Source organism: Mucilaginibacter daejeonensis, from assembly GCF_020783335.1.
Lineage (GTDB): Bacteria > Bacteroidota > Bacteroidia > Sphingobacteriales > Sphingobacteriaceae > Mucilaginibacter > Mucilaginibacter daejeonensis.
Genome location: NZ_CP086068.1, coordinates 1,417,948 through 1,440,352, shown reverse-complemented (window position 1 = coordinate 1,440,352; position 22,405 = coordinate 1,417,948). Strand labels below are relative to the sequence as shown.

Genomic DNA, 22,405 nt, shown 5'->3' with positions numbered 1-22,405 from the left:
GACGGTTTATTTGGTCATCTTAACAGGAAGGATATGTCCGTTTGCATCAAACTTCATTTCATCGATGCATACCACACGGTCGTGAGCGCTGGTCTTACCCAACGGACGACGATGATAAACGATGTAATACTTGTCATCCTTTTTGGAGTAGATCACCGAATGATGACCGGCACCGGTAGCAATGTCCTTATCCTGCTCCAGAACGGTAGATAAACGCTTGAATGGCCCGAAAGGCGAATCGGCAATGGCGTAAGCAACTTTATAGTCCGGTCCGGTCCACCCTCCTTCTGACCACATGAAGTAGTACTTGCCGTTGCGGATGAACATATAAGGACCTTCTACATACTTTTCGGGCGTGATCTCTTTATACAGGGTGCCGTCGGCCATGGGTTCAATACCGGTCAGATCATCCTTGAGTTTTACCATGTTGCAATGGCCCCAGCCTCCATAATACATGTAGTAGCTGCCATCCTTATCTTTAAAAACGAATTGATCTATCGGTTGTGCGCCGTTAACGATTTCATTAATGAGCGGCTTGCCGATCAGGTCTTTGTAAGGCCCTTGCGGCTTGTCAGCAACGGCAACACCTATACCACCTACCTCGCCCTGGTGCACATCATTGGCACCAAAGAACAGGTAATATTTACTATCCTTTTTCAATACCGCTGGCGCCCACATGGCTTTCTTAGCCCATTTCACCGCACTGGTATCAATGATGCGTGGATGCTTGGTCCAGGTCTTAAGGTCCGTTGACGAAAAAGCATCCATAAATATCTGATCCTCATATTTGGCCGAGTACGTCGGGTATATCCAGTAGGTATCGCCATACTTGATGCCTTCAGGATCGGCGTAATAACCACTGATCACCGGGTTATGCTGCGCAGCGGCCGACCTTGTGATCAGCGCTAACAGAAGGATGTAAAGATAGTTTGGGATAGAACGCATAGGTATTGGATGAAGGCCCTTTCCATTACGAACGGCCGAAGTTGAGGTTGTGTGTTGATGTTATGAGCAAGGTAACAAAAAAGGCCGATATCTCTATCGGCCTTTAAGTATGTACGCAACGGCTTAGCGGCTGCTGATGTCGGTATAATCTCTATCGGTAGCACCAGTGTAGATCTGACGCGGGCGGCCGATCGGCTCTTTGTTCTCTTTCATTTCTTTCCACTGTGCGATCCAGCCCGGTAAACGGCCTAATGCGAACAACACGGTGAACATATCGGTAGGGAAACCTAATGCGCGGTAAATGATACCTGAATAGAAATCGACGTTAGGATACAGTTTACGCTCTACAAAGTAAGGGTCTTTCAACGCAACTTCTTCCAGGCGTTTAGCTATCGCCAACACTTCGTCCTCTACGCCTAAGCTTTCTAAAATATCGTCGCAAGCTTTTTTGATGATCTTGGCACGTGGATCAAAGTTTTTGTACACGCGGTGACCAAAGCCCATTAAACGGAAAGGGTCATTTTTATCTTTAGCCTTCGCGATCCATTTGTCGGTATCGCCACCATCAGCTTTGATCTTTTCAAGCATTTCGATAACTGCCTGGTTAGCACCGCCATGCAGCGGGCCCCAAAGTGCCGAGATACCTGCCGAGATAGAAGCGTACAGGTTAGCATCTGATGAACCTACGATACGTACGGTAGAGGCCGAGCAATTTTGCTCGTGATCGGCATGCAGGATCAGCAACTTGTTCATGGCGCTGATCACCACTGGGTTCACCTGATATTCTTCAGTACGCTGACCAAAGGTCATGTACATGAAGTTGGTCACGTAATCATACTTATTTTGCGGATAGTTCACCGGGTGACCCAGTGACTTTTTGTAGATCCATGATACGATCGTGCTCATTTTGGCGATCAGCTTATGGATCTCCAGATCAACGATCTCGGGGCTCAAGCCTGGCTCTAATGATTCAGGGTTGAAAGCCGCCAAAGCACCGATCAGTGATGACAACTGGCCCATAGGATGTGACCTTGACGGGAAACCGTCAAAGAATTTCTTCATATCCTCGTGCACCAGTGTGTGCTTGTTGATATCGGCCTGGAACTTGGCCAACTGTTCTTGAGTTGGTAATTCGCCGTAGATCAGCAGGTAAGCCACCTCGATGAAGGTAGATCTTTCGGCCAACTGTTCGATCGGATAGCCACGATATTTAAGGATACCCACCTCACCATCTAAAAAGGTGATCGCGCTTTTGGTAGCGCCGGTGTTCTTGTATCCAATGTCTAAAGTTATGTAACCGGTAAGGTCGCGAAGTTTAGAGATATCGAGGGCCTTTTCATTTTCCGTACCCTCAATTACAGGAAGGTCGTAGGTCTTATCGCCGATCTTAAGTTGTGCTGTCTCCGACATAGAAATGATTAGTTGTATCTGCAACAAATGTAATTAAATATCTCATTGATCACATTTGCGGCGTACCATATAACTCAAAATTTACCAAATTTTAATACTATATTGATCAGGTATCAAATGTGGTGTCATGAGTAACTCCAAAGGAGTGTTAACTGTTTATTTTAATTCTTCTTTTACTTCACCGCATTCCATCATCTGATCACCATAGTAGGGATTGCGGATCTCTTTTTGGGCTGACAGCCAGTAACCGCCTTTGCCATCACCTGCCATTGGGCAATAAGCCACATATATAGGTGCTTGTTTAACTTTCATGCCTTTAACTAACGGGATCAGGTCGTGACTCAATTGCAGGAAAAGGTTACGCTGTGCGGCGATGTCGTCAGTGGCGGCCATCTTGCCTGCAACCCCGGCAGCTTCGGTACATCCATTAATGGCGCCCAACTCTTTAGCCAGATCGGCCGAAGATGCCTTGGCTGCTTTACCGTCCGTTCTCACCAGGTCATCTTTTACCTTCAGGTAAGCATTATACACCTTTGCCGTGTCAGACAGGGCAGTTGAGGATGTGTTTTCGGTAGCGGCGCTACTCTCCTGTTTTTGAGTTGAAGACTGGCAGGCCGAAAAAGTGGCCGCCACAGCAAGGCCTAATATAAGGGAACGGTATCGTATCATGGTAAATGGCTTTAAAGTGGGCTAAGGTAGCGATTTATCATTAAAGCCAAAATGCGCGCGTTACGGGCGGCTATCACTATAACCAACAAAAGGCCTACGGATAAACCCCGCAGGCCTTTTAGTTATCATATCAATACGGTATGTATCGGTTAACTACCATCTGCCGCGGCCATGACCATGACCCCAACCGTGGCCTCTGCCACCATAATAACGGTCGCGCACCACTACCACTCTTGGCGGAACCGGACGGTAACGGCGTTCAACGATCACGCGGCGTGGTCCGTAGTACGCTCTGCGCGGGGCGTAGTAAACAGGGGCTGGTGCGTAATAGGCCGGTGCCGGTGCATAATAATGGCGTACCGGTGCACCCACGTTAACACCAATGTGTACCCCTACCTGTGCTTTTGCAGTATCGAATGTGGCGATGGCAAGTATAAATGCCGCTAAAAATGTAATACGTTTCATAGTTGTGCTCATTTTTGTTGGCCGGCATATCGATACCGGCTTTATAATGATGAGACGACCAAAACGATGCCGGGTTTAACCGACCGTTACATTAGCGATTAACAATTACGTTACAAAAGCGCACAAGAATGAGTTAGGCTTCCGCTATCGCTGAAATTTTGAGGAAGAAAATAAGGTGAAAGAAGGCCAATAAAAAGCCTGACAGACATCAGGAACGTCTGAAAATATGATCAGCTGTTAAAGCTGTAAAGGAGAAAGAAGCTCAGGAGCACAGGTACACCTATGCTATAAAAAAGTAACGCCGGGTGATCAATGATTACCCGGCGTTATCTTATATATCTTAGTTCCAACGGCCGCCGCCACGGTTGTTATCACGCTGATAACCGCCGCCACCGCCACCGCGGTTACCGCCACCGAAACCACCGCCACCACGGTTACCACCACCGAAGCCGCCGCTACGGCCACCCCCGCTTGGTTTTCTTTCTTCGGCCTGGCTTACAGCGATGCTTCTGCCGGCAACTTCAACACCGTTAAGGCCAGCGATAGCTTTTTGAGCAGCCTCGTCGTCTTCCATTTCTACGAAGCCGAAACCTTTGCTTCTGCCGGTCTCTCTGTCAATGATCAATTTTACTGAGCTTACTTCTCCGTATGCTTCAAAGAGTTCTTTTAATTCTGCTTCCTGTAAGCGATAAGGAAGGCTTCCAACAAAAATATTCATCAATTTTAAATTATCATTTTAAGCATAGTTGCTTAGCATCGCAATTAACATAAAATATTCTGCATTTATCCAATATTTAATGCGGTAAAAAAAAATAAATTTAATTACCACTAAATAAACCAGCACATGAATGCTAATCAGGTATAAATATTATCATTTCGTTAACAAACACATCAAATGAGAGCATTCAGATGCGTTTTTTATAACGCTATTGATACTACTGGTCAGCTACATACCTTTTATAAAGACACATAATTGTTACAGAGCAGGGCACCTGACCATTTATTGATGTAATAACTATTATATTAGGTGCACAAAAAGATCTATTCCCTAACAATACTATGGTAACAATCAAAAGAACGATGCTGATCTGTGCATTGTCGGCCTTTTGCGTAAGCCCCGTGCTTGCTCAAAAAGCGCCCGCCAAAAGATCTGCCACCAAAACCTTACCCGCCCCGGTAAAAGTGACCACCGTTGAAGGTATCACCGAATACAAACTTGCTAACGGCCTCAGAGTGCTGTTATTCCCTGATCAAACCAAACAGACCGCTACGGTGAACATCACTTACCTGGTGGGTTCCAAGTTCGAGAATTATGGTGAGACCGGTATGGCCCACTTGCTTGAGCACATGGTGTTCAAGGGTTCGCCAAAGCACAAAAATATCCCTCAGGAACTAACAGCGCACGGTGCGCGCCCTAACGGCACCACCTGGCTGGATCGTACCAACTATTATGAGACCTTTGCGGCCACCGACGAGAACATGGATTGGGCATTGGACCTGGAATCCGACCGTATGGTGAACTCTTACATTGCCAAAGCAGAACTGGATAAAGAGTTCAGCGTGGTACGTAACGAGATGGAAAGCGGCGAGAATGACCCGACCGGCATCCTGAACGAGCGCGTTACCTCGACCATGTTCCTGTGGCACAACTACGGTAAATCGACCATTGGTAACCGTGCCGACGTGGAGAAAGTGCCTATCGATCGCCTGCAAGCTTTCTACCATAAATACTATCAGCCTGATAATTCCGTGCTTACGGTATCCGGAAAATTTGACCCGGCTAAGGTATTGGCTAAGATCAACGAGAAGTTCGGCGCTATTCCTAAACCTACCCGTGTGCTGCCTCCGGTGTACACCGTTGAACCTACACAAGATGGCGAGCGCCAGGTGACCCTTCGCCGCGTAGGCGATGTGCAAGCCGCTATTGCCGGTTATCACGTACCGTCTGGCCCTCACCCTGACACCCAGCCTACCAATGTACTGATCGGTCTGCTTACAGATCAGCCGTCGGGCCGTTTATATAAAAAACTGGTGGAGACCAAAAAGGCTACCGAGGTGTATGGTTACGACTATGAGACCGCCGACCCAGGCATGGCTTTCTTTGGTATCGAAGTGCCTAAAGATAAGAACCTGAACGAAGCAAAGGACATCATGATCGGTACGGTGGAAACCTTCTCTGAAGAGAAACCTACTGCACCAGAGGTTGAGCGCATCATCAACAAACAGTTAAAGAACATTGAACTGGGCCTTAACTCGTCTGAACGTGTAGGTTTGGAACTGAGCGAATACATCGCACAAGGCGACTGGCGGTTGCTGTTCTATCAGCGTGACCAGCTTAAAAAGGTGACCCCTGGAGATGTGGTACGCGTAGCCAATAAATACTTCAAATCAAGCAACCGTACTTTAGGTCTGTTCATCCCTACCGATAAACCTGACCGTGCCGAAGTACCCGCAACGCCTGATCTGGCCGCTATGCTGAAGGGCTACACCGGCTCACAAACGATAGCTCAGGGCGAAGCATTTGATGCCACCCCGACCAACATTCAAAAACGGTTGACCACCACCAAGGTGGGTGGCGTTACCTTGAACATGCTTGCCAAGCAAACCCGCGGCGAAGAAGTGGTGGCTAACATGATCTTCTTCTTTGGTAATGAGGCTTCATTACAAGGCAAAGGAACCACGGCATCCCTTACAGCTGCGATGCTTAACAAAGGCACCAAAGACAAGACACGCCAACAGATCCAAGACGAGTTGGATAAACTGAAAGCCAACTTGGGCTTCAGCGGCAGTGCTAACTCTTTGTCAGTAAGCATCAAGACCACAAAAGCCAACTTCCCGGCCGTTTTAAAACTGGTGAACGAGATACTGAAAGAGGCCACCTTCCCTTCTGACGAGTTGGAGAAATTGAAGCAACAACGTATCGCCGGCATCGAACAAGGCCGTAGCGAACCTACCAGCATAGCGGTGAACGAATTGCAACGTTACCTGAACGCATACGACAAGACCGACCCACGCTACACCCCTACCATTGACGAATCCATCGAGATGACCAAGGCCGTGAGCGATGGTGACGTAAAAAGCTTCTATAAGGACTTCTATGGCGCATCTAACGCATACATCAGCATCATTGGCGACTTTGATGCCACTCAAGCCAAAACACTTCTCACCGAAGAGTATGGCAGCTGGAAAAGCCCTAAAGAGTTCTCTCGCTTGATCCCTAAGCGCAAGGATGTGGCCGCGATCAACAAGAACATCGAGACCCCGGACAAAGCCAATGCCTTCTTTATTGGTATACAACCGCTTAAATTAAGCATGAAGGATGCCGATTATCCGGCATTGCTCATGGCTGATTACATTGTAGGTGGCGGCTTCCTGAACTCAAGATTAGCCAGCCGTATCCGTCAAAAAGAGGGTATCAGTTATGGCGTAGGTTCGGGTATGAGTGCAGGCTACTTTGACCAGAACACCGGTCTGTTCCAGTTCTATGCGATATATGCACCAGAGAACGTGGGCAAATTAGACGTGGCTTTCAAGGAAGAGATAGACAAAGTGATCAAGCAAGGCTTTACCGACCAAGAAGTGGCTGAAGCTAAAAAGGGCTACCTACAATCGCGCAGTGTGACCCTTGCACAGGATCAATCCCTGGCAAGCACGCTTAACACTTATAATTATTACGGTGAGAACATCGCGTTTTGGCAAAAGTTAGACGATGCCATTAGCAAGCTGACCACCGCTCAGATCAATGCTGCTGCAAAAAAATATTATGATAATAGCAAGATCAGCATAGTTAAGGCTGGCGACTTTTCAAAGAAAAAGTCGGCTGATATTAAATAAAGATCACAGCACAACGATCACCCAAAAAGGCCATTGCATTAATGCAATGGCCTTTTTTATTTCTTAAAACGTTAAACCAAATATTAATTAAAACGACAACCCATTAAAGATCGAAGTGACGAAGCTCGATGCATAAGATCTACAATTTTGTAATACTTCATACACAATTCGAAACTCAAAGAATTAAGTTTATCTTTGTCCTTGCATAATAATTATTTAATTAATAATAAAGGGTGAAGATCGTAGTAATAGAAGATAATCCGGAGATAACAGAGATCATGGATTATATCTTAAAGGACGATGGCTACGAGGTCATCTCATCAGAGGACGGTTCGATAACGAACAAGTTCGTCGACATCAAACCAGATCTGGTGCTGATGGACGAGCTTCTCCCTGGCAAACGTGGAAGTGAATTGTGCAGAAGCATCAAAGATAACGATGCGATCAAACACATCCCGGTGATCCTGGTATCGACCATGCCTAATTTGGAGCAACTTGCCGAAAAGAGCGGCGCTGATGGTTTCTTAGAAAAACCGTTCAATATCAGTAGTTTAAGCGCACTGATCAAGGACTTCGCTGAAAAACTTCGCAAGTAATAGTACGGAGCTGTAAAAGGTCAAGTATCTTTTTTTCAGTTGCTTAACAGAACAAATCTCATTGATCATGGTTCCTTTCATCAACCATGATCAAAATGAAACAACCACTCTATACTGGGTTTTTAGCCATCATACTGGCCTCATTCACAGCCTGCCAAAGTTCAACGCCTAAGGAAAATACTGAAGGCGCAGACACGTCTAATCGCAAGCCTAAGCGCGGTAACATCACCAAACGCACCCAAGACGGCTGCTACGTTCATGTAAGCGGCAAGGACCTGCGTGACACCCTATACGTGAAACTGCATGTGGAAAAAGATCAGGTGACCGGCAAAATGATCGACGCCATTTGGGAAAAGGATAGCCGCAAAGGAGATATTAAAGGAACCTTGCTGCCGAATAAGACCATAAAAGCTGTATGGACCTTTATGCAGGAAGGTATGACCGACACCATGAGCGTGGCCCTCAAAATGGACCATACCGGTCTACTGATCAAACCATTCAAATTTGATGAAAAGACGGGCAGACAAATGACCGATGAGAGTGCAGCTTATAACATAGCCTTGAAACCGGCAGACTGCAACAAGTAAGAAATTTACAGAACTTTATGAACGACCATTAACTGCCTGTTACCCTACAGGAGTTAGTGGTTGTGCTTTTTATGGATGTCCTTTACCAGGCACAAGCGTTTGATCTCTTCCTTTTTAATGGTAAAAGGAGCATACTTAGGTCGGCCGGCCACCATCTCGGTGGTATTGTCAGAGTGGGCTAGGACCTCGTCAGCATTATCGGTAAGTAACAAACGCTTATACATGCGGTAGTCACCCCATTCAATATAATATACCTCCCCTGGCAATATCTTATTGTCCTTGATGATCTTTAGGGCCACCCAGCAGCCATTCTCTAAATAAGGATACATAGAGTGTCCCCATACAGGTAGCGCAAAATCACAGTCCTCTATACCCGGGAAATACATATGTCCAATTGGGGTTGAGTCGTTAATATCATTATACACTTCCACACCTGATGCCGTTGCCGTGACCTCATACATGGGTATACCTAAGTAAGGCTTGCTCGCAGCAGCGGCAGGCGACGTTTGCGTAGAAGAAACGTCCTTTTTGGCAAGAAACGACGCGTACGTTTCTTTAAAGATACGCAGTTTTTCTGTATCAATATTCTGCCTACTCTTGATTATTTCTGTAATGGAACTAGGCGAATTGAAACCAAGCGCTTCCGCTAATTCAGCATTTCCATTGAAGGCCCTACCTTTAAGCTGATTATATAAGATAATGAACTCCAGCGTTTCAGGACGTATACTTTTTATCTTCGATGCTTTGATGTTTTCCATTTGTCAATAAGTTGTGGATAACTTTCTCTTGATTAATACAGATATTTCTGTATTTTTGTTCTGTAATAAATACAAAGAAATACAAAAGTTTTGAATTTTACAAATCACAGCATCTCAAGACGCTTTAAAACCAATACGACCGAAAGATAATCCAACACCATGTACATTGCACATTCATCCCTGAACTCCGCTACACAACAGCAGGCATCTCAAAAGCGTAATGGCAAAAGGCAACGCTTACGGTATAAAGGATACCGGGCAGCCTGTCAAAAGTACCAAGCCGAGATCGCGGCCATACAAAGGTACATCCCCGGATGGATGCCTGCCTTTGATCGACCATACCCCCACAACACTTAATTATTGACCATATATGATCCCGATGAACCTTAAAACACGTAATGAGCTTTGGTGGCTCATTATATCGGTAGATTACAATTACAGCCGCATTGCGATAGCCGACCATGACCTGAACGGACAGACCCTTACCCTATGGCTGGAAGACAAGCAGGATTTCAAGAACACACTTGACGAGTGCTTACAGTTGCACATACCGGTAAAACACTTTACCCGACTGATCAAGAAAGAGGGCTTGAACAGCTACGAAGGCACTCGCGTACATCCGCAGAAAAAGTACGTTTACAATACGCGCATAAACATCAATGAGCCTTTGCAATGGTACCTGTACGATGCCACGCCTAACGAGCAACACTGGGCACGCGAGGCTTTGTTAAAGCAGCTACTCACTCAATTGGTAGAGACCGACGTACATGCGCATGACCTGTGCTTGCAGTCGTGAGCATATCGAACGAGTTGATCAGGACAAATTCAGGCGCTTCTCGAATGCCAAGAAAGTAAGGCCCGGGCGCTTAGGAAGCAATATCTCTCCGCCAAGGTTATAACCGATCTTCAAAAATAGATTTTGCATAGGACGGTTAACCGAATTGGTATCCAGACGTACTAAACCGACGTTCCGTTCAGCGGCCACCACCTCACATTGATGTAACAGGGCTGCAGCTATACCCTTACCCTGCATATGCGGACTTACCGCAAGGCGGTGCGCCACGATGGCCGGCTCAGTAACATCCCAATCAGTGATCTGCGCATATTCGGGTTCTTGTCCCTCGCAAATGGCGATCACGCCAACGACCTGTTCATCGTACACGGCCACCCATAGGCGTTCGTGTTGTATGTCGGTAGTGAATATTTGTGCGTTAGGGTAGTCGGCCGCCCACTGGAAGTTACCCTGCTGCTGCATAACAGGCACCACTTCAGCAATAAGTGCCATGATGGCATCCACATCGGTTTGGATAGCCTTACGCACGCTAACATTATTTTGGATCATAGTAAAGGACAAATTAAAAGATACAATGATGAGCGATACAAAGACCTCAACACATTAAGCCATGAACGGTCAATGGTTAAAAAGTACCTTCGTCCTCTTTACCGGCTTGCCCAACCTCCGCCAGCTCCTCGCTATGCTCTTCAGCCTGCTCGTTGGTGGCGTAGCTCAGCTTGCGGAAACGCCAGGTAGCAAAAGCCGGTTCTTGATGGCGGTTGATGAGGTGAAAGAATTTAGGAAAATTGTGTATCTCCTCCAGTAAAAGTCCGGTAACGATGCCGTTATTGTCCAATATCTCGCGTATGGTGTACTCCTTGTCCTTGGTCACCCAGATCTCAAAGTCGCGGCGTATCTCTTCGGCTTTATCGGCATCGATCTTATCATTAATGCAGATCACTTTATCTCCCGGTCTCATGAGTGCAAATATGGCAAAAGCGAATGGTATACACAGGATCTTATTTATTTTGGAGCGCTCATCGTTGATAGAGTGCTTAAAGATCTTCGCTACTAATGTTCAGCGTTGTATAGCTGCCTTAAAAATACCCATCCCATACCTCCGGTGCCGAGGGCTTCAAAATGCTAAAAATATTTGCAATCCTCAGAATTTATTCCTATCTTTATACTTCCGATATGCCAACCGGCAAACCTATCATAATGAAGAATAAACACGCCTTATTTAGAAACGTGGGCGAGATCAAGACCCGCATTGCCGAGTATTTTGAATGGATACAAGGCGTATACCATACCGAAGTTCTACCATTTAAACCGACCGCCAAAGCACCACCTGAAATGCGCGAGCAACGCGTTTGGGACCGCGAACCTCAACCTGCAACGCTTACCGGGTTGGCTCACTACCTGGGGTTCGATAGCCGGGAGGCATTCGAAGCGTATGAGATCGATGGCGCTTTTAAAAAGACCCTTAAACGTGCTCGATTAAAGATCGAGTCAGAATATGAAAAGCTGCTCTTATCGCAACCTTCTACTGGGGCCATCTTTGCGCTGAAATGCCTGGGTTGGACCGACCGCGCCACCGGCAGCAAAACCGTGGAACCGCCCGCTACGGACACCACACTAAAGATCGAGATCATCAGTACCGGCCCTTCTCCTGCCGGTAGCGAACAACAAGTGGCTTTGTAAGCCCGGATCATTAGCGGCCGTATCAATTTTTTTTAGCCTTCGTGTCTAACCTCCTCGCCGGATGGTCAGGAAGGGGTATGCCTGATCGATCCATCAACTTGGCTTTGGCATAACCTGATGCACAGGTCGGCCCAGTATAAAACTTAGCGCTTTTAACAACACTCAGCACCATGCGAACTTCTGTACTATTCCAACATAACTACAACTCCACCGCCAATGTGGTGGTCAATCAGGGTGGTACCAGCAGCGGGAAGACCTACGCCATATTACAAGTGCTTTTCACACTGGCTTGTGCAGAGGCTAAGCAAGTGATCACCGTTGTTGGGCAAGACATCCCTAATTTAAAGGCCGGCGCCATGCGCGACGCACACAATATCATGAGCAGCGCACCTGAATTGCAGGCCATGCTGAGTTCATTCAACAATACCGACCGGGTATACAAGCTATTGAATGGATCACTGATCGAGTTTAAAAGTTACGAAAGCGCGCAGGACGCCAAGAGTGGCAAACGCGACTATCTTTTCATCAACGAGGCCAATGGCATAGCGGTAGAGATCTACCATGAGCTTGCCTTAAGAACACGTAAGCGGGTGTTCCTCGACTACAATCCAAATGCTGCCTTTTGGGTGCATGATCAGCTGATCGGCCGGCCCGATGTTCAACTGATCATATCAGATCACCGCCACAACCCTTTTGTTGACGACCGAACGCGGCAAAAGATCGAGGAATTGAGCGACACTGACCCGGAGCGTTGGAAAGTGTATGCCCGCGGCATTACCGGCAAGGTGACCGGGCAGGTACTGAGCGATTGGTCTGTTTGTGACGCCATACCCCCCGAAGCCAAAAGGCTGGCTTACGGACTTGACTTTGGCTTTAGCAATGACGAGACCGGCTTACTGGAAGTATACCTGCAAAACGGCCAACTATGGGTGAACGAATTGCTCTATCGCACCGGGCTTACCAATACCGACCTTTCAGAATATATGCAGGCCGCACGAGTAAGCAAAAAAAGCGAGATCATAGCTGACAGTGCCGAACCCAAATCTATTGAGGAATTAAGGCGGATGGGTTGGTACATCACTCCCGCTAAAAAGGGAGCCGACAGTATCAAACACTCTATCGATATTCTGCGGCGTTACCATATCAACGTGACCCGCAACAGCGTTCATTTGCGCCGCGAACTGGAACGTTATCAGTGGCGTACCGATGCTGCAGGCCGGTCCACCAACCAGCCTACTGATACCTGGAACCACCTGATCGACCCGTTACGCTATGTGGCGCTCAATAAGTTGCAGATCAATAGCACAGGTACCACCCGCTCGCGCATGCCCTGGAAAAGCCAGAAAGCCAGTGGCGACCCGATGGCTGAACTGATATAATCGATAAGCTGCTCGACCGGCGCACCCAATTCTTCAAATATCACGCATTTTCATACATCTCATCAAATAACTGTAAAGCTATAATGATCCAAAAGACCCTATCGACCTTAAACGGCAAACTACAGGTAAGCATTCCGCAAGACCTTCATGAACTCACCCTCGGTCAATTGATGGCCATGCAGGCCACCGACAATATGACCGACATTCAGGCCATTCAGATACTATCGGGTGTGCCCATGGCCGAGTTACAACAGGTCAGGAGCTTTCATGAATTGCAGGTCTTCAATGATCATATCCTTGCCCTGGCCCAACAGATCCGTTCGCTTTATAACAGCGACAACGTGCCTAAGACGGTCAGCTTCCACATCAAGGGCAAAACAAGAAAAGTGAATGTGAGCGCCAACCTATCGATGGAGCCGGCCGGCGCGTTCATGGCCGCCCGCGACATTATTGCCGAAGAGGTAGCCCGCCACGCCGAACTTTACGGTGACGACTGGCAGGAGCATTTTGACCCATCGCTACGGATCTGCAGCCAAATACTTGCCCATTACTTTTATTGCAGGGCCACCGGCGAGCTTTACAACGAAGAAAAAGCCACCGCTTTTGCCGAAGAGGTAGAAAAGCTGCCGATCACCCAAGCGCTGCCCATTGCCAAGTGTTTTTTTTTGAGCTATCCAAGCTTATCCAAACCGAGGACCGGCTTTTGGCGTCGCCTGTTTCGGAGCTGGAGAAAAGGGCCGGTATCGCCGAGTTCCAGAAGTTCAGATATATCAACACTGTTAACGCATTGGCAGGGGGTGATGTGACCAAATGGGACACGATACTCAACCTCCCCTACCAACGTGTACTTACCAAGCTACTGCTTAACAAAACAGAGGCCGCATTCCAAAAACGTTACTCCGACCTATTGCAGGCTCAACGATAAAGGCAAGGATCGATCCCCTACAATTCACCTTGCGGAAGGTACGCTTTATTAACACACCTGACCACTTGTGATGGTCCAAACTCACTTTGCTTATGCCCATCAGCGATCATATCCATAATATCACCCGAACCTTGAACGGAGCCCCCGGCTTTGTGTACGGTACCGCTAACGAACTTAATCAACTGGCCGATGATGGCTCGTTCCCGTGCGTGTTCATGTACCCGCTTCAAAACATCGAGCTATCGCCCGCAGTGAACGGCTCCGTCACCAATACGTTCAGCATCTACCTCGAATTTTTATTCAGGACGGATTTTGGACAATACACTTCCGACAACGAGGTGTATATAGGCAAGGCCCTACGCCTGGCGAATGAGTTCATTGTCAAAGCGTCAAAATACACTGAAGGGCCATCAAGATATTTCAGGGTGATGGGTGGAAGCAAGGCCAAGTGCCTGCCGGTGTACAACAAATATGATGTGAACACCACCGGAGTGGGGCTTACCCTCAATTTACAAGCACTCAACTTCGAGACCTACGGCAACTGACGAAAACATTTTAAAAAACCATTATCATGGGCTTACACGCCAGACTTATAAGCAACATCCTGCCTCCATATGCTGTTGACATGCCGGTATATGACCCTACAGACCCAACCGTATGGAACTACACCAGATATGCCGACATCTACATAGAGATCACCGATGAAAACAATGAGCTAGTGTACGGTAGTAACGTATCGGTCAAATATAACGAGGTGATCAACGGCCAACTAGATACTACAGAATATTCGCAGGTCATGACCGGTGCCAGGGCACAGATCAGGTATCAGCAGCCTATAGAAGGTGTCAATGGCTATGGGAATAGCTATACCTTCGCCATATTCCTGACCGGCGAGATCGTGCAGCCAGGTGCAGGTGATGTTCCTACCGCACCGATAACCGACCCTTCCCTACAGATCACATCTGTTACCATTGACCAAAAGGAAAGTGGCATGGGTGCTGCCGATGGAAAGATCACGATCAATGCGGTATCGAGCTATGGCTATATCCAGTATAAGATCAACGATGGCCCGTGGCAGGACTCTGCTAATTTCAGCGGCCTTGCAGGCGGAACCTATACGGCTTACATACGTGATGCTTACAATGGCGGTCGTCAAATGATATTCACGGTTGAAACGGTGATCGACCTGTTGGTAGATGACCCTACCATTGACCTAGGCAACGGCCGCTTAAGCCGCTGGAGCGCTGCGTTCAACCCGATCGTGTTCAGCTATCAACGACGCGATATGAGCATCACTAACATCACTGCCGATGCTTTTTGGGCCAAGACCACCTTTGCCGTGAATGGAACGCTCAGCAGCGGCAGCGTAGCACTCGCTGCTAAAGATAAGGTGTATGTCAACGCCGGCGCTTACAACGGCGTGTATGATGTGGAGAGTGTGGATATAAGTAACCGAACCTTCACTATTGATCAGCCGTATGTCAGTTCAACTAACCATACCGGCTTCACCAACATCAACAAATTACGCCCCTACTATCAGATCTGTACCAAGATCGCTTATCAGGATAAGCTGACCGGCATCAACAGCACCATCACGTGCACGCATCGGCCAAATCAAAAGGGTTTGACCCAAGCCGACCTTTCCAGCTTTTTACAAAGCCTATTAAGGGCAAAGGACAGTAGCGACGGATCACAGGTGAACTATCGTGATGATGACCTGAGTGCCAGCTATACCGTAAGTTATGCCGAGACCTGGTATGACACCGCTACCGGTAAAGATGTGCCGCCGTCTTATATCAATATCCAACACCCGTACTACGTTACCTACTCGGCCCGGCAATTGGGCGATGCCTATGGTGGCAACATGGCCGCTTACGTGCCCTTCAAGACCGTTGACGCACCGAGCAAACGGGCCCGCTGGATAACCGACCTTACTGAACCTGCATACAGCGTAGGTTATCCATTCGACATTGGGTTCATTTACAGTGAGAACCTTGCCGGCCTTGATCTTTATGCGGAAATGACCCTGCTGGATATTAACCGGCAGCCGCTGGCCGATAGCTTACGAACCACCTATTTACTCAAAGAGGACCGTTCGTTCCTTTTGCAGCAAGATAGCAGTAAATTTGTCATCTACCGCTCGCCGGTGAGCAGTGGTACTGTAACAACAGGTTTGGCGCAACACATCGGGCTTAACCGACTAAAGATCGATACCGAATTGAATGATGAGGTGCACTACCTTGACCTCGAGATCAAGTATAAGGACAGTGCGGGCGTGACACACACCGTGACCCAAAAGCAGACCGTGAGGGTTGATCATACCGGTGATGAAAATTCGGTATACCTGCGCTGGATCGGTCTTAACGGATCATGGAACTACTACCGCTTTGTGTATAACCAAGAGGTGACGCTTGATGTGCAGAACGCCGTGATAGTGAAGAACCATATCCTGAACTGGGCCGACCAGGACAGCATGGAAGATGTGATCAGCAAAAGTGCAGGCTTGAAAATGAAGGTGATGGCCGAAGACCTGAGCGTGTCCGATATCAACGGATTACGGTCGATCAAGTTCTCGCCCAAGGTGCAGATGCTTATGGCCCGCAACCCTGCCAAGTGGCAAACCATCGTGATCAACAGCGCCACCTTTGCCGAATATGAAACGCGTAATGGCCAGGCACCTTTCAGCATCACCTTTAACCTGCCGGGTATCAACATACAAACGCAGTGATATATGAGGTGTGAGGTCTGTGATGCGACGGCCGATGTTTATTGACTCCAACCGAACGAGGCGTCTCTCTCCCACCTCAGAACTCAAATCCCTCCCCTCAAAAACTATGCTTCAACTTTTCCTTAACGATACACTGGTCGACTTAACCGACGATAGTCCGATCGCGCTGACGTTCCAGATCAACAACCTGGCTGATGTCAAGAACCAGCAGGGCAATACCAGTAACCAGTTCAAACTGCCGCTCACACAACTCAACCGGCAAGTGCTTGGCTTTCCGGATGATATTGCCTTTACCAATAACCTCCCCTACCAGCAATATACGGCCAAGGTGGTGCAGGATGGCATGGAGATCATTCCGTATGGCGTGGCAGAGATCAATGGCGTGGAGCAGGATACAGCGGCCATCACCGTACTATCGGGCAATGTTGACTTTTTTGATGCCATTGATGGCAAGATATACGATACCGGTGACAGCAAGCAACAAACCTGGTACAATAAAGATTGGACCAACTATGAGCACGCCTGGACCCTGGACAGCATCGTAGCCTCCCAAACACATACCGAAGGTTGGATCTGGCCAGTGATCGACTACGGTCGCATACCCGAAGACTTTTCTGGCACCCCAGAGATAGATGTGCGCTACCTGCGTCCAGGCTTCTTCCTGCATACGGCCATGGATCTTTTCATTAAACCCACGGGCTACACCATTAACCCTGATAGCTTTTTGTTGAAGCAAGACCTTTATAAAAAGCTGATCGTGCAGTTCGCCAACGATAATTTTGAGCATGGCCCCAATTACGACTACAGTAGCAGCACCTACTCGTCATCAGCCGTGAGCACGTTCGATCAGGGTTACAAATACAGGGAAAATGGTGCCAATGAGGATATGAGCTTCACGAACCTCATCAAAGGCTCGCATGATGTATTTGACGGAAGGGCGTACATAGCCAAGACCGACCTGGACATTGATATTGCGATGAATTACACTCTTTATTTCAAGTCGGATAAGTCGAACGGCGCTGTAACGATATCACTTAAGCTATTTAAGCCGGGTAATAGTATCGGTGAGGTACTTACCAGCCAGGTGTATAGCGCAGAGAACCTTCCCAAGCAAAATGGAAATTGGACGCAGACCTATACAGGTCAGATGAACTTTTCGCAATCACTTACCACCGGACAGAGTGTAAGATTTTGTTACGATATTGACCAAGGGGTAAAGAAAAACGTAGAGTTTCAATTACGTCGTGGCGCCACATTCACGGTCACCGAAAAGAAAGGGAATGTGATCTACGGCCAAAAGGTACAATGCGAGAGAATATTCCCCGACATTGGCTTGAAAGACCTGCTTAAAGACACCTTACAACGCTTTGGGATCATTTGCCAAACCGATGCAACCCGCAAGCAGGTCACCTTTGCGTCATTCAATGACATTGTGAACAACATCCCCCGTGCTCACGACTGGACATCGCGCTGCCTCGACCAAGGGAAGAATATTACCTTCAAGCTGGGTGAATATGCACAGATCAATTACCTGAAGTATAAAGAGGACGATGGCATACTACCCAAGGGCTTTGGCGATGGTCAGCTATTGGTCGAAGATAAAACACTGCCGGTTACTGGCACCCTAATTGAAAGCCAATTTGCGGCTACGCTTAACCGGCCCTACATTGGCGGCAGCATTGCCCAGATCAAAAAGATCGACACCAGCGGCGATGCGGCCGCTGTCGACATGAGCGTAAGCACGCAACCCCGCCTGCTTATTCATGACACCTATAACTTGCTTCAGAACGGCCGTAGCGTCAAATTTATAGATGGTGCAGGTAAGGAGCGCAAGGTGAACGATGTGATCTGCGTACCCTACTTTGAGAAGAACAACGGCACCTTCAGCCTAAACTTCGATAAGCTACGCTTACAGTACTACAGCGAGTTGCAACGCATACTTAAGAACTGTAAAAAAGTGGTGCGCTGGTTCATGCTCAGCCCACGCGACATTCTCGAGCTTGACCTGCTGGTTCCGGTTTACCTAAAGCAAGACGGCTGCTACTACTACATCAACAAGATCGACAGCTGGCGCAAAGGACAACCCACTAAGGTTGAGCTGATTAGGCTAGGGTGATCTCGAATAATATACCAAGAGAAACAAAACACTTTAAACCAAGGCATTACACACGAATTTCATGAGTGCTTTAAATTTAACACAGGAAAATATAGGGGTAGTAACCAAAGAGGTGACCGAGCTCCAGAGCGAAGCCGTAAAATTAGCAGACGCCATTGCGGGCATTGTCAAGGAGCAAGAGGAATTGATAAAAAGTGGCAAGAAGACCACAGATACTTTAAAGAAAAATGATGACAAAGTAAAAGCGTTGAATAAACGTTTTGGCGAGATCAATAAAAAGATCAAAGAGTTCAACAAAGCTCTTGAGGCGACTGAGAAAAAGGCGGAGAAGAGCGAAGAAAAGATCTCAAAATTAAGCGAACAAGCAAAAGAACTTGCATCAAAGATCAAGGAAGCTTCTACGAAGGTAAAAGAGCTAAGCAAGGGATTAAAAGAGCTAACGACCACATATACCAAAAACAAAAAAGCTATTACTGACAATGCGAAAGCTTACGAAACCCTAGCAAAAAAGATCGATGCTGCCAACAAAAAACTAAAAGAGAATAAAGAGCTGAGCGCGACAGCAGACGAAGGTAAAAAACCGGCAAAAAGAAAGAAGAAAGAAAGTGTTGAAAGCGATGTGGACACAGTTGAAGCAAAATCTGAAAAGAGTGCCTCAACGGCAAAAGAACTTGACGATCGGCTTGCAAGCCTAGCCAAGTCCCAGGAAAGTTTGGCTGAAAAAACAAGGTCTGGTACGAAGGCATTGAAAGAACAAGCAAAGGCCGAGACCGAAAGTGCAAAGGTTACCGAGGACTTAAAAGCCTCTACAAAAGATCTAGCGGATACTATCACCGACTCGGGCGAGAGAACGCAAAAAAGTGCAGGTGACATTGATCTCGTTGCGGAGGCTAGTAAAGCGATAGGAAAGACTTTCGAAGATCTTGAGAAAAGTAACGGCGATCTAGCTGGCGCCGTTTCCGATGTGACCACCGGATTTAACATGATGAGGTCAGGCTTTGACGTAGTTAAGACTGGCTTTACCGGTATCGGCCAAGCCATCAAAAGTTCAGGACTGTGGTTGTTGCAGATGGTTTTAGAAAAGGTGTATGAATATTTCACTAAAAATGAAGAAGGCATAAGGCAGTTCCAAGGTGGTTTGGCTGTCGTGCAAAAGGTTATTGGTTTTATAAAAGATGCTCTAAGCGCGGTAAAAGACGTCATTATAGACGCTTTAATGAATCCGGTAGATACTGCAAAAAAGATCTGGGGTGCGTTGAGCGGGTACATCCAAGACAAGTTCGCTGTGTTCACCACAATCAGTGATACCATCAGTAATGCATTTAAAAATCCTGGCGAGGCGTTAAAGAAGATTTGGAACCTGATCATTGATAATTTAGTCACCCGGTTCAAAGGAATAAAAATTTTATTGGACGGCGTTTTTCATCTTGATTTTAGAAAGATGACTGATGGCGTAGCTCAGGTGGGGATGGGTATAACTAATGTAACGGATAAGGTTACAAAGAGTGCAGAGAACCTGATGTCGAAAGCGAAAAGCTTGACTAAAGAAGTGATCGGCAACGTGCAAAAGATCTATCAGGAAGGCTATGATAAGCCAATAAAAACTGGTGATGATGTAGCAGGAAAGGGCAAGCCTACAGAAAAGCCAAAAACAAAAAGGCCAAGGAGTTCTCGTCGAAGGACTTCTGGAAGCACCACCGTCAATTCCGAATTGGAAGTGAACATCATTGCACAGGACTCACAGACAATTTTTAACGAGTACAACAAGAACGTAAATATCACGGAGCGATACTTCAATGCTTTGAAGCAAAAGCATCAGAATTCTGCTAAAGAGCTCGAGGCAATAGAGGAGGCTCGCTTGAGCGCCTTAAGGCAATTGTCTGAAAAGTACCAAAATGAAGATAAAGCCAAATTGGAGCGGTATACACACGAACTAAATCAGATCGCTATCGATAATACTGCTGACGCCAAAGAAAAAGCCATTCTTCAATTACAAGAAGATACTAGGCAGAAACTTGCCCAGATGGACGAAGAACAAGGGGCGATCACGGATAAAATAAAGTTTCAAGAGCTTCAACTTATGGAGTTGAGAAAGACCGGTAGCATTGAAGAGATTCGGTCATTGGAAAATTCGATAAAATTACAGCAACTTATACTTCAAAAAGCAGGAGACACCAGAATAGCGTTCGAAATCCAACAGCGTAAGAAAGAGCAAGCTATTAAGGACGGTAAAGACCCTGGCGTGGTCAGCAACAATGAAGAAAATAAAAATACAAATGAGGCAAATAATTCTGAAACTGACCCTGCGATAGCAAAGATCCTTCAACAGCAAAAAAACTGGAAAGAAGAAAAGCGTTTAGCAGTTGAAGCCGCTACAGCTAAGCATCAATCGCTATTCGATGTGGAGGCCAAATTTGCAGTGATGAAGATAAATTTAGAGGCTCAGTTGATCAGTGCGAAGATGCACAAGGCCGACGGATTCATAGATGCGGTACTGAAAAACACCAAAAAAGAGTCTGCTATCTATAAGGCTGCGTTCATTGCGAAGAAAGCGACAGCGATATCTGACACCATAGTCACGACAAGCGAAGCCGTTATGAAGTCTTTCGGTGCTTATTCTGGATTTCCTTTTATAGGGCAAGCACTCGGCATAGCACAAGCGGCCTTTATGGCCGCACAAGGTGCGTCGTCTATTGCCAGCATTGTTAAACAAAAACCTGGTATGGCCCGTGGTGGGCAGTTCATTTCGGACGGAAGGGGTGCAGTGCTGCCAGGTTATAGCCGTACTGATGATACTAACGCTTACTTGCGATCAGGTGAGGCCGTGGTAGTGAGTGAGGCTATGCGTAACCCCTGGGCGCGTAATCTGGTAAGCGCAATCAATGTGGCGCATGGTGGGCGCGATTTTTCGGTGCCTAATGGTGGGCGTGGCTATGCTATCGGCGGTATATTCACTGATGGTGGCAATGCTAACCGGTATTATAGCGCTCCGGTGAATGATCAAAAGGACCTGGCCAACACCTTGGCGTATCAAATGATCAACAACTTCCCTCCTATCTACGTGGATGTGAAGGACGTGAACAATCAGCAAAATATCCTTGCTCAAACCGTGAACCGGGTAACGCTGTAAAGATCACTTTCTTTCGCATACCGATCAATTTAATGCTTAAGCATGATGCCATTGGACCGCATCTTCAATAAAACAACTTTTTCTAAGTCATGAACATCGAGACCGTTAACGCCTTGTTTAACAATGGCACCTTCAGCGAAATGTACCGTTCGGGTTTTATTACCGATAAGATATTCACTTACCGCGAAATATACCTTTGGGTGAACATCCAGATCAACACCCGAGGCGTGACCAAGAACAAAGCGGTGTTGGAGGCCGAAGTAAAATTTGGCAAGGATGAGCGCACTATTTGGCGTGCACTAAATAGTTTTTCAGGCACTGACACAGCGTTGTCACCAAATGAACCAATAAAATAATGCACCTTTGTTCTATGCCGATCGGCATTGC

General features: G+C 47.1%; 20 protein-coding genes. 12 read left to right on the top strand and 8 right to left on the bottom strand.

Annotated elements, in window-relative coordinates:
• Positions 1-6 precede the first annotated feature (6 nt).
• The 5 genes from LLH06_RS06225 to LLH06_RS06205 form a co-directional block, all read right to left on the bottom strand.
• A complete protein-coding gene (locus tag LLH06_RS06225) occupies positions 7-945 on the bottom strand; it encodes a glycoside hydrolase family 43 protein (RefSeq protein ID WP_228172400.1) in 939 nt (312 codons plus the stop codon).
• 123 nt (positions 946-1,068) lie between these two features.
• Positions 1,069-2,355 (bottom strand): citrate synthase, encoded by a 1,287-nt coding sequence (locus LLH06_RS06220; protein WP_228173275.1) that lies wholly within the window; start codon positions 2,353-2,355, stop codon positions 1,069-1,071.
• Between the two features lie 156 nt (positions 2,356-2,511).
• A complete protein-coding gene (locus LLH06_RS06215) occupies positions 2,512-3,024 on the bottom strand; it encodes a DUF3347 domain-containing protein (protein WP_228172399.1) in 513 nt (170 codons plus the stop codon).
• 153 nt (positions 3,025-3,177) lie between these two features.
• Positions 3,178-3,489: a hypothetical protein gene (locus LLH06_RS06210; RefSeq protein ID WP_228172398.1), complete on the bottom strand. Its 312-nt coding sequence runs from the start codon at positions 3,487-3,489 to the stop codon at positions 3,178-3,180.
• A gap of 340 nt (positions 3,490-3,829) precedes the next feature.
• Entirely contained in the window at positions 3,830-4,207 is a 378-nt protein-coding gene (locus tag LLH06_RS06205; protein WP_228172397.1) for an RNA recognition motif domain-containing protein, read from the bottom strand.
• A 341-nt stretch (positions 4,208-4,548) separates the two neighbouring features.
• On the opposite strand from LLH06_RS06205, the gene LLH06_RS06200 reads away from it, so the two are divergent.
• The 3 genes from LLH06_RS06200 (at position 4,549) to LLH06_RS06190 (ending at position 8,506) form a co-directional block, all read left to right on the top strand.
• Positions 4,549-7,323 (top strand): M16 family metallopeptidase, encoded by a 2,775-nt coding sequence (locus LLH06_RS06200; protein WP_228172396.1) that lies wholly within the window; start codon positions 4,549-4,551, stop codon positions 7,321-7,323.
• A 233-nt stretch (positions 7,324-7,556) separates the two neighbouring features.
• Positions 7,557-7,919 (top strand): response regulator, encoded by a 363-nt coding sequence (locus LLH06_RS06195; RefSeq protein WP_228172395.1) that lies wholly within the window; start codon positions 7,557-7,559, stop codon positions 7,917-7,919.
• Between the two features lie 95 nt (positions 7,920-8,014).
• A complete protein-coding gene (locus LLH06_RS06190; RefSeq protein WP_228172394.1) occupies positions 8,015-8,506 on the top strand; it encodes a hypothetical protein in 492 nt (163 codons plus the stop codon).
• 53 nt (positions 8,507-8,559) lie between these two features.
• On the opposite strand, the gene LLH06_RS06185 is transcribed toward LLH06_RS06190, so the two are convergent.
• Positions 8,560-9,264, bottom strand: coding sequence for a S24 family peptidase (locus tag LLH06_RS06185; RefSeq protein ID WP_228172393.1), 705 nt, complete (start codon positions 9,262-9,264; stop codon positions 8,560-8,562).
• A gap of 379 nt (positions 9,265-9,643) precedes the next feature.
• Here LLH06_RS06185 and LLH06_RS06180 point away from each other — a divergent pair, with 379 nt between their 5' ends.
• On the top strand, positions 9,644-10,060 hold the full coding sequence (locus tag LLH06_RS06180; RefSeq protein WP_228172392.1) for a hypothetical protein: 417 nt from the start codon (positions 9,644-9,646) through the stop codon (positions 10,058-10,060).
• Positions 10,061-10,078: 18 nt separating this feature from the next.
• On the opposite strand, the gene LLH06_RS06175 is transcribed toward LLH06_RS06180, so the two are convergent.
• Positions 10,079-10,606, bottom strand: coding sequence for a GNAT family N-acetyltransferase (locus LLH06_RS06175; protein WP_228172391.1), 528 nt, complete (start codon positions 10,604-10,606; stop codon positions 10,079-10,081).
• Positions 10,607-10,682: 76 nt separating this feature from the next.
• Positions 10,683-11,018, bottom strand: coding sequence for a hypothetical protein (locus LLH06_RS06170; RefSeq protein ID WP_228172390.1), 336 nt, complete (start codon positions 11,016-11,018; stop codon positions 10,683-10,685).
• A gap of 239 nt (positions 11,019-11,257) precedes the next feature.
• On the opposite strand from LLH06_RS06170, the gene LLH06_RS06165 reads away from it, so the two are divergent.
• The 8 genes from LLH06_RS06165 to LLH06_RS06130 all read left to right on the top strand — a co-directional run bounded on the left by LLH06_RS06165 (position 11,258) and on the right by LLH06_RS06130 (position 22,374).
• Positions 11,258-11,740 carry a DNA-packaging protein gene (locus LLH06_RS06165; protein ID WP_228172389.1) on the top strand — a complete coding sequence of 161 codons (483 nt, stop codon included), beginning with the start codon at positions 11,258-11,260 and terminating at the stop codon, positions 11,738-11,740.
• 170 nt (positions 11,741-11,910) lie between these two features.
• Positions 11,911-13,119, top strand: coding sequence for a PBSX family phage terminase large subunit (locus LLH06_RS06160; RefSeq protein WP_228172388.1), 1,209 nt, complete (start codon positions 11,911-11,913; stop codon positions 13,117-13,119).
• 83 nt (positions 13,120-13,202) lie between these two features.
• Entirely contained in the window at positions 13,203-13,925 is a 723-nt protein-coding gene (locus LLH06_RS06155) for a hypothetical protein (RefSeq protein WP_228172387.1), read from the top strand.
• Between the two features lie 211 nt (positions 13,926-14,136).
• Positions 14,137-14,589, top strand: coding sequence for a hypothetical protein (locus LLH06_RS06150; protein WP_228172386.1), 453 nt, complete (start codon positions 14,137-14,139; stop codon positions 14,587-14,589).
• 26 nt (positions 14,590-14,615) lie between these two features.
• Complete coding sequence (locus tag LLH06_RS06145; RefSeq protein WP_228172385.1) at positions 14,616-16,772, top strand: hypothetical protein; 2,157 nt, start codon at positions 14,616-14,618, stop codon at positions 16,770-16,772.
• A 106-nt stretch (positions 16,773-16,878) separates the two neighbouring features.
• Positions 16,879-18,888 carry a hypothetical protein gene (locus LLH06_RS06140; RefSeq protein ID WP_228172384.1) on the top strand — a complete coding sequence of 670 codons (2,010 nt, stop codon included), beginning with the start codon at positions 16,879-16,881 and terminating at the stop codon, positions 18,886-18,888.
• 61 nt (positions 18,889-18,949) lie between these two features.
• Positions 18,950-22,018, top strand: coding sequence for a hypothetical protein (locus LLH06_RS06135; RefSeq protein WP_228172383.1), 3,069 nt, complete (start codon positions 18,950-18,952; stop codon positions 22,016-22,018).
• Between the two features lie 89 nt (positions 22,019-22,107).
• Entirely contained in the window at positions 22,108-22,374 is a 267-nt protein-coding gene (locus LLH06_RS06130; RefSeq protein WP_228172382.1) for a hypothetical protein, read from the top strand.
• The last annotated feature ends 31 nt before the right edge of the window (positions 22,375-22,405 follow it).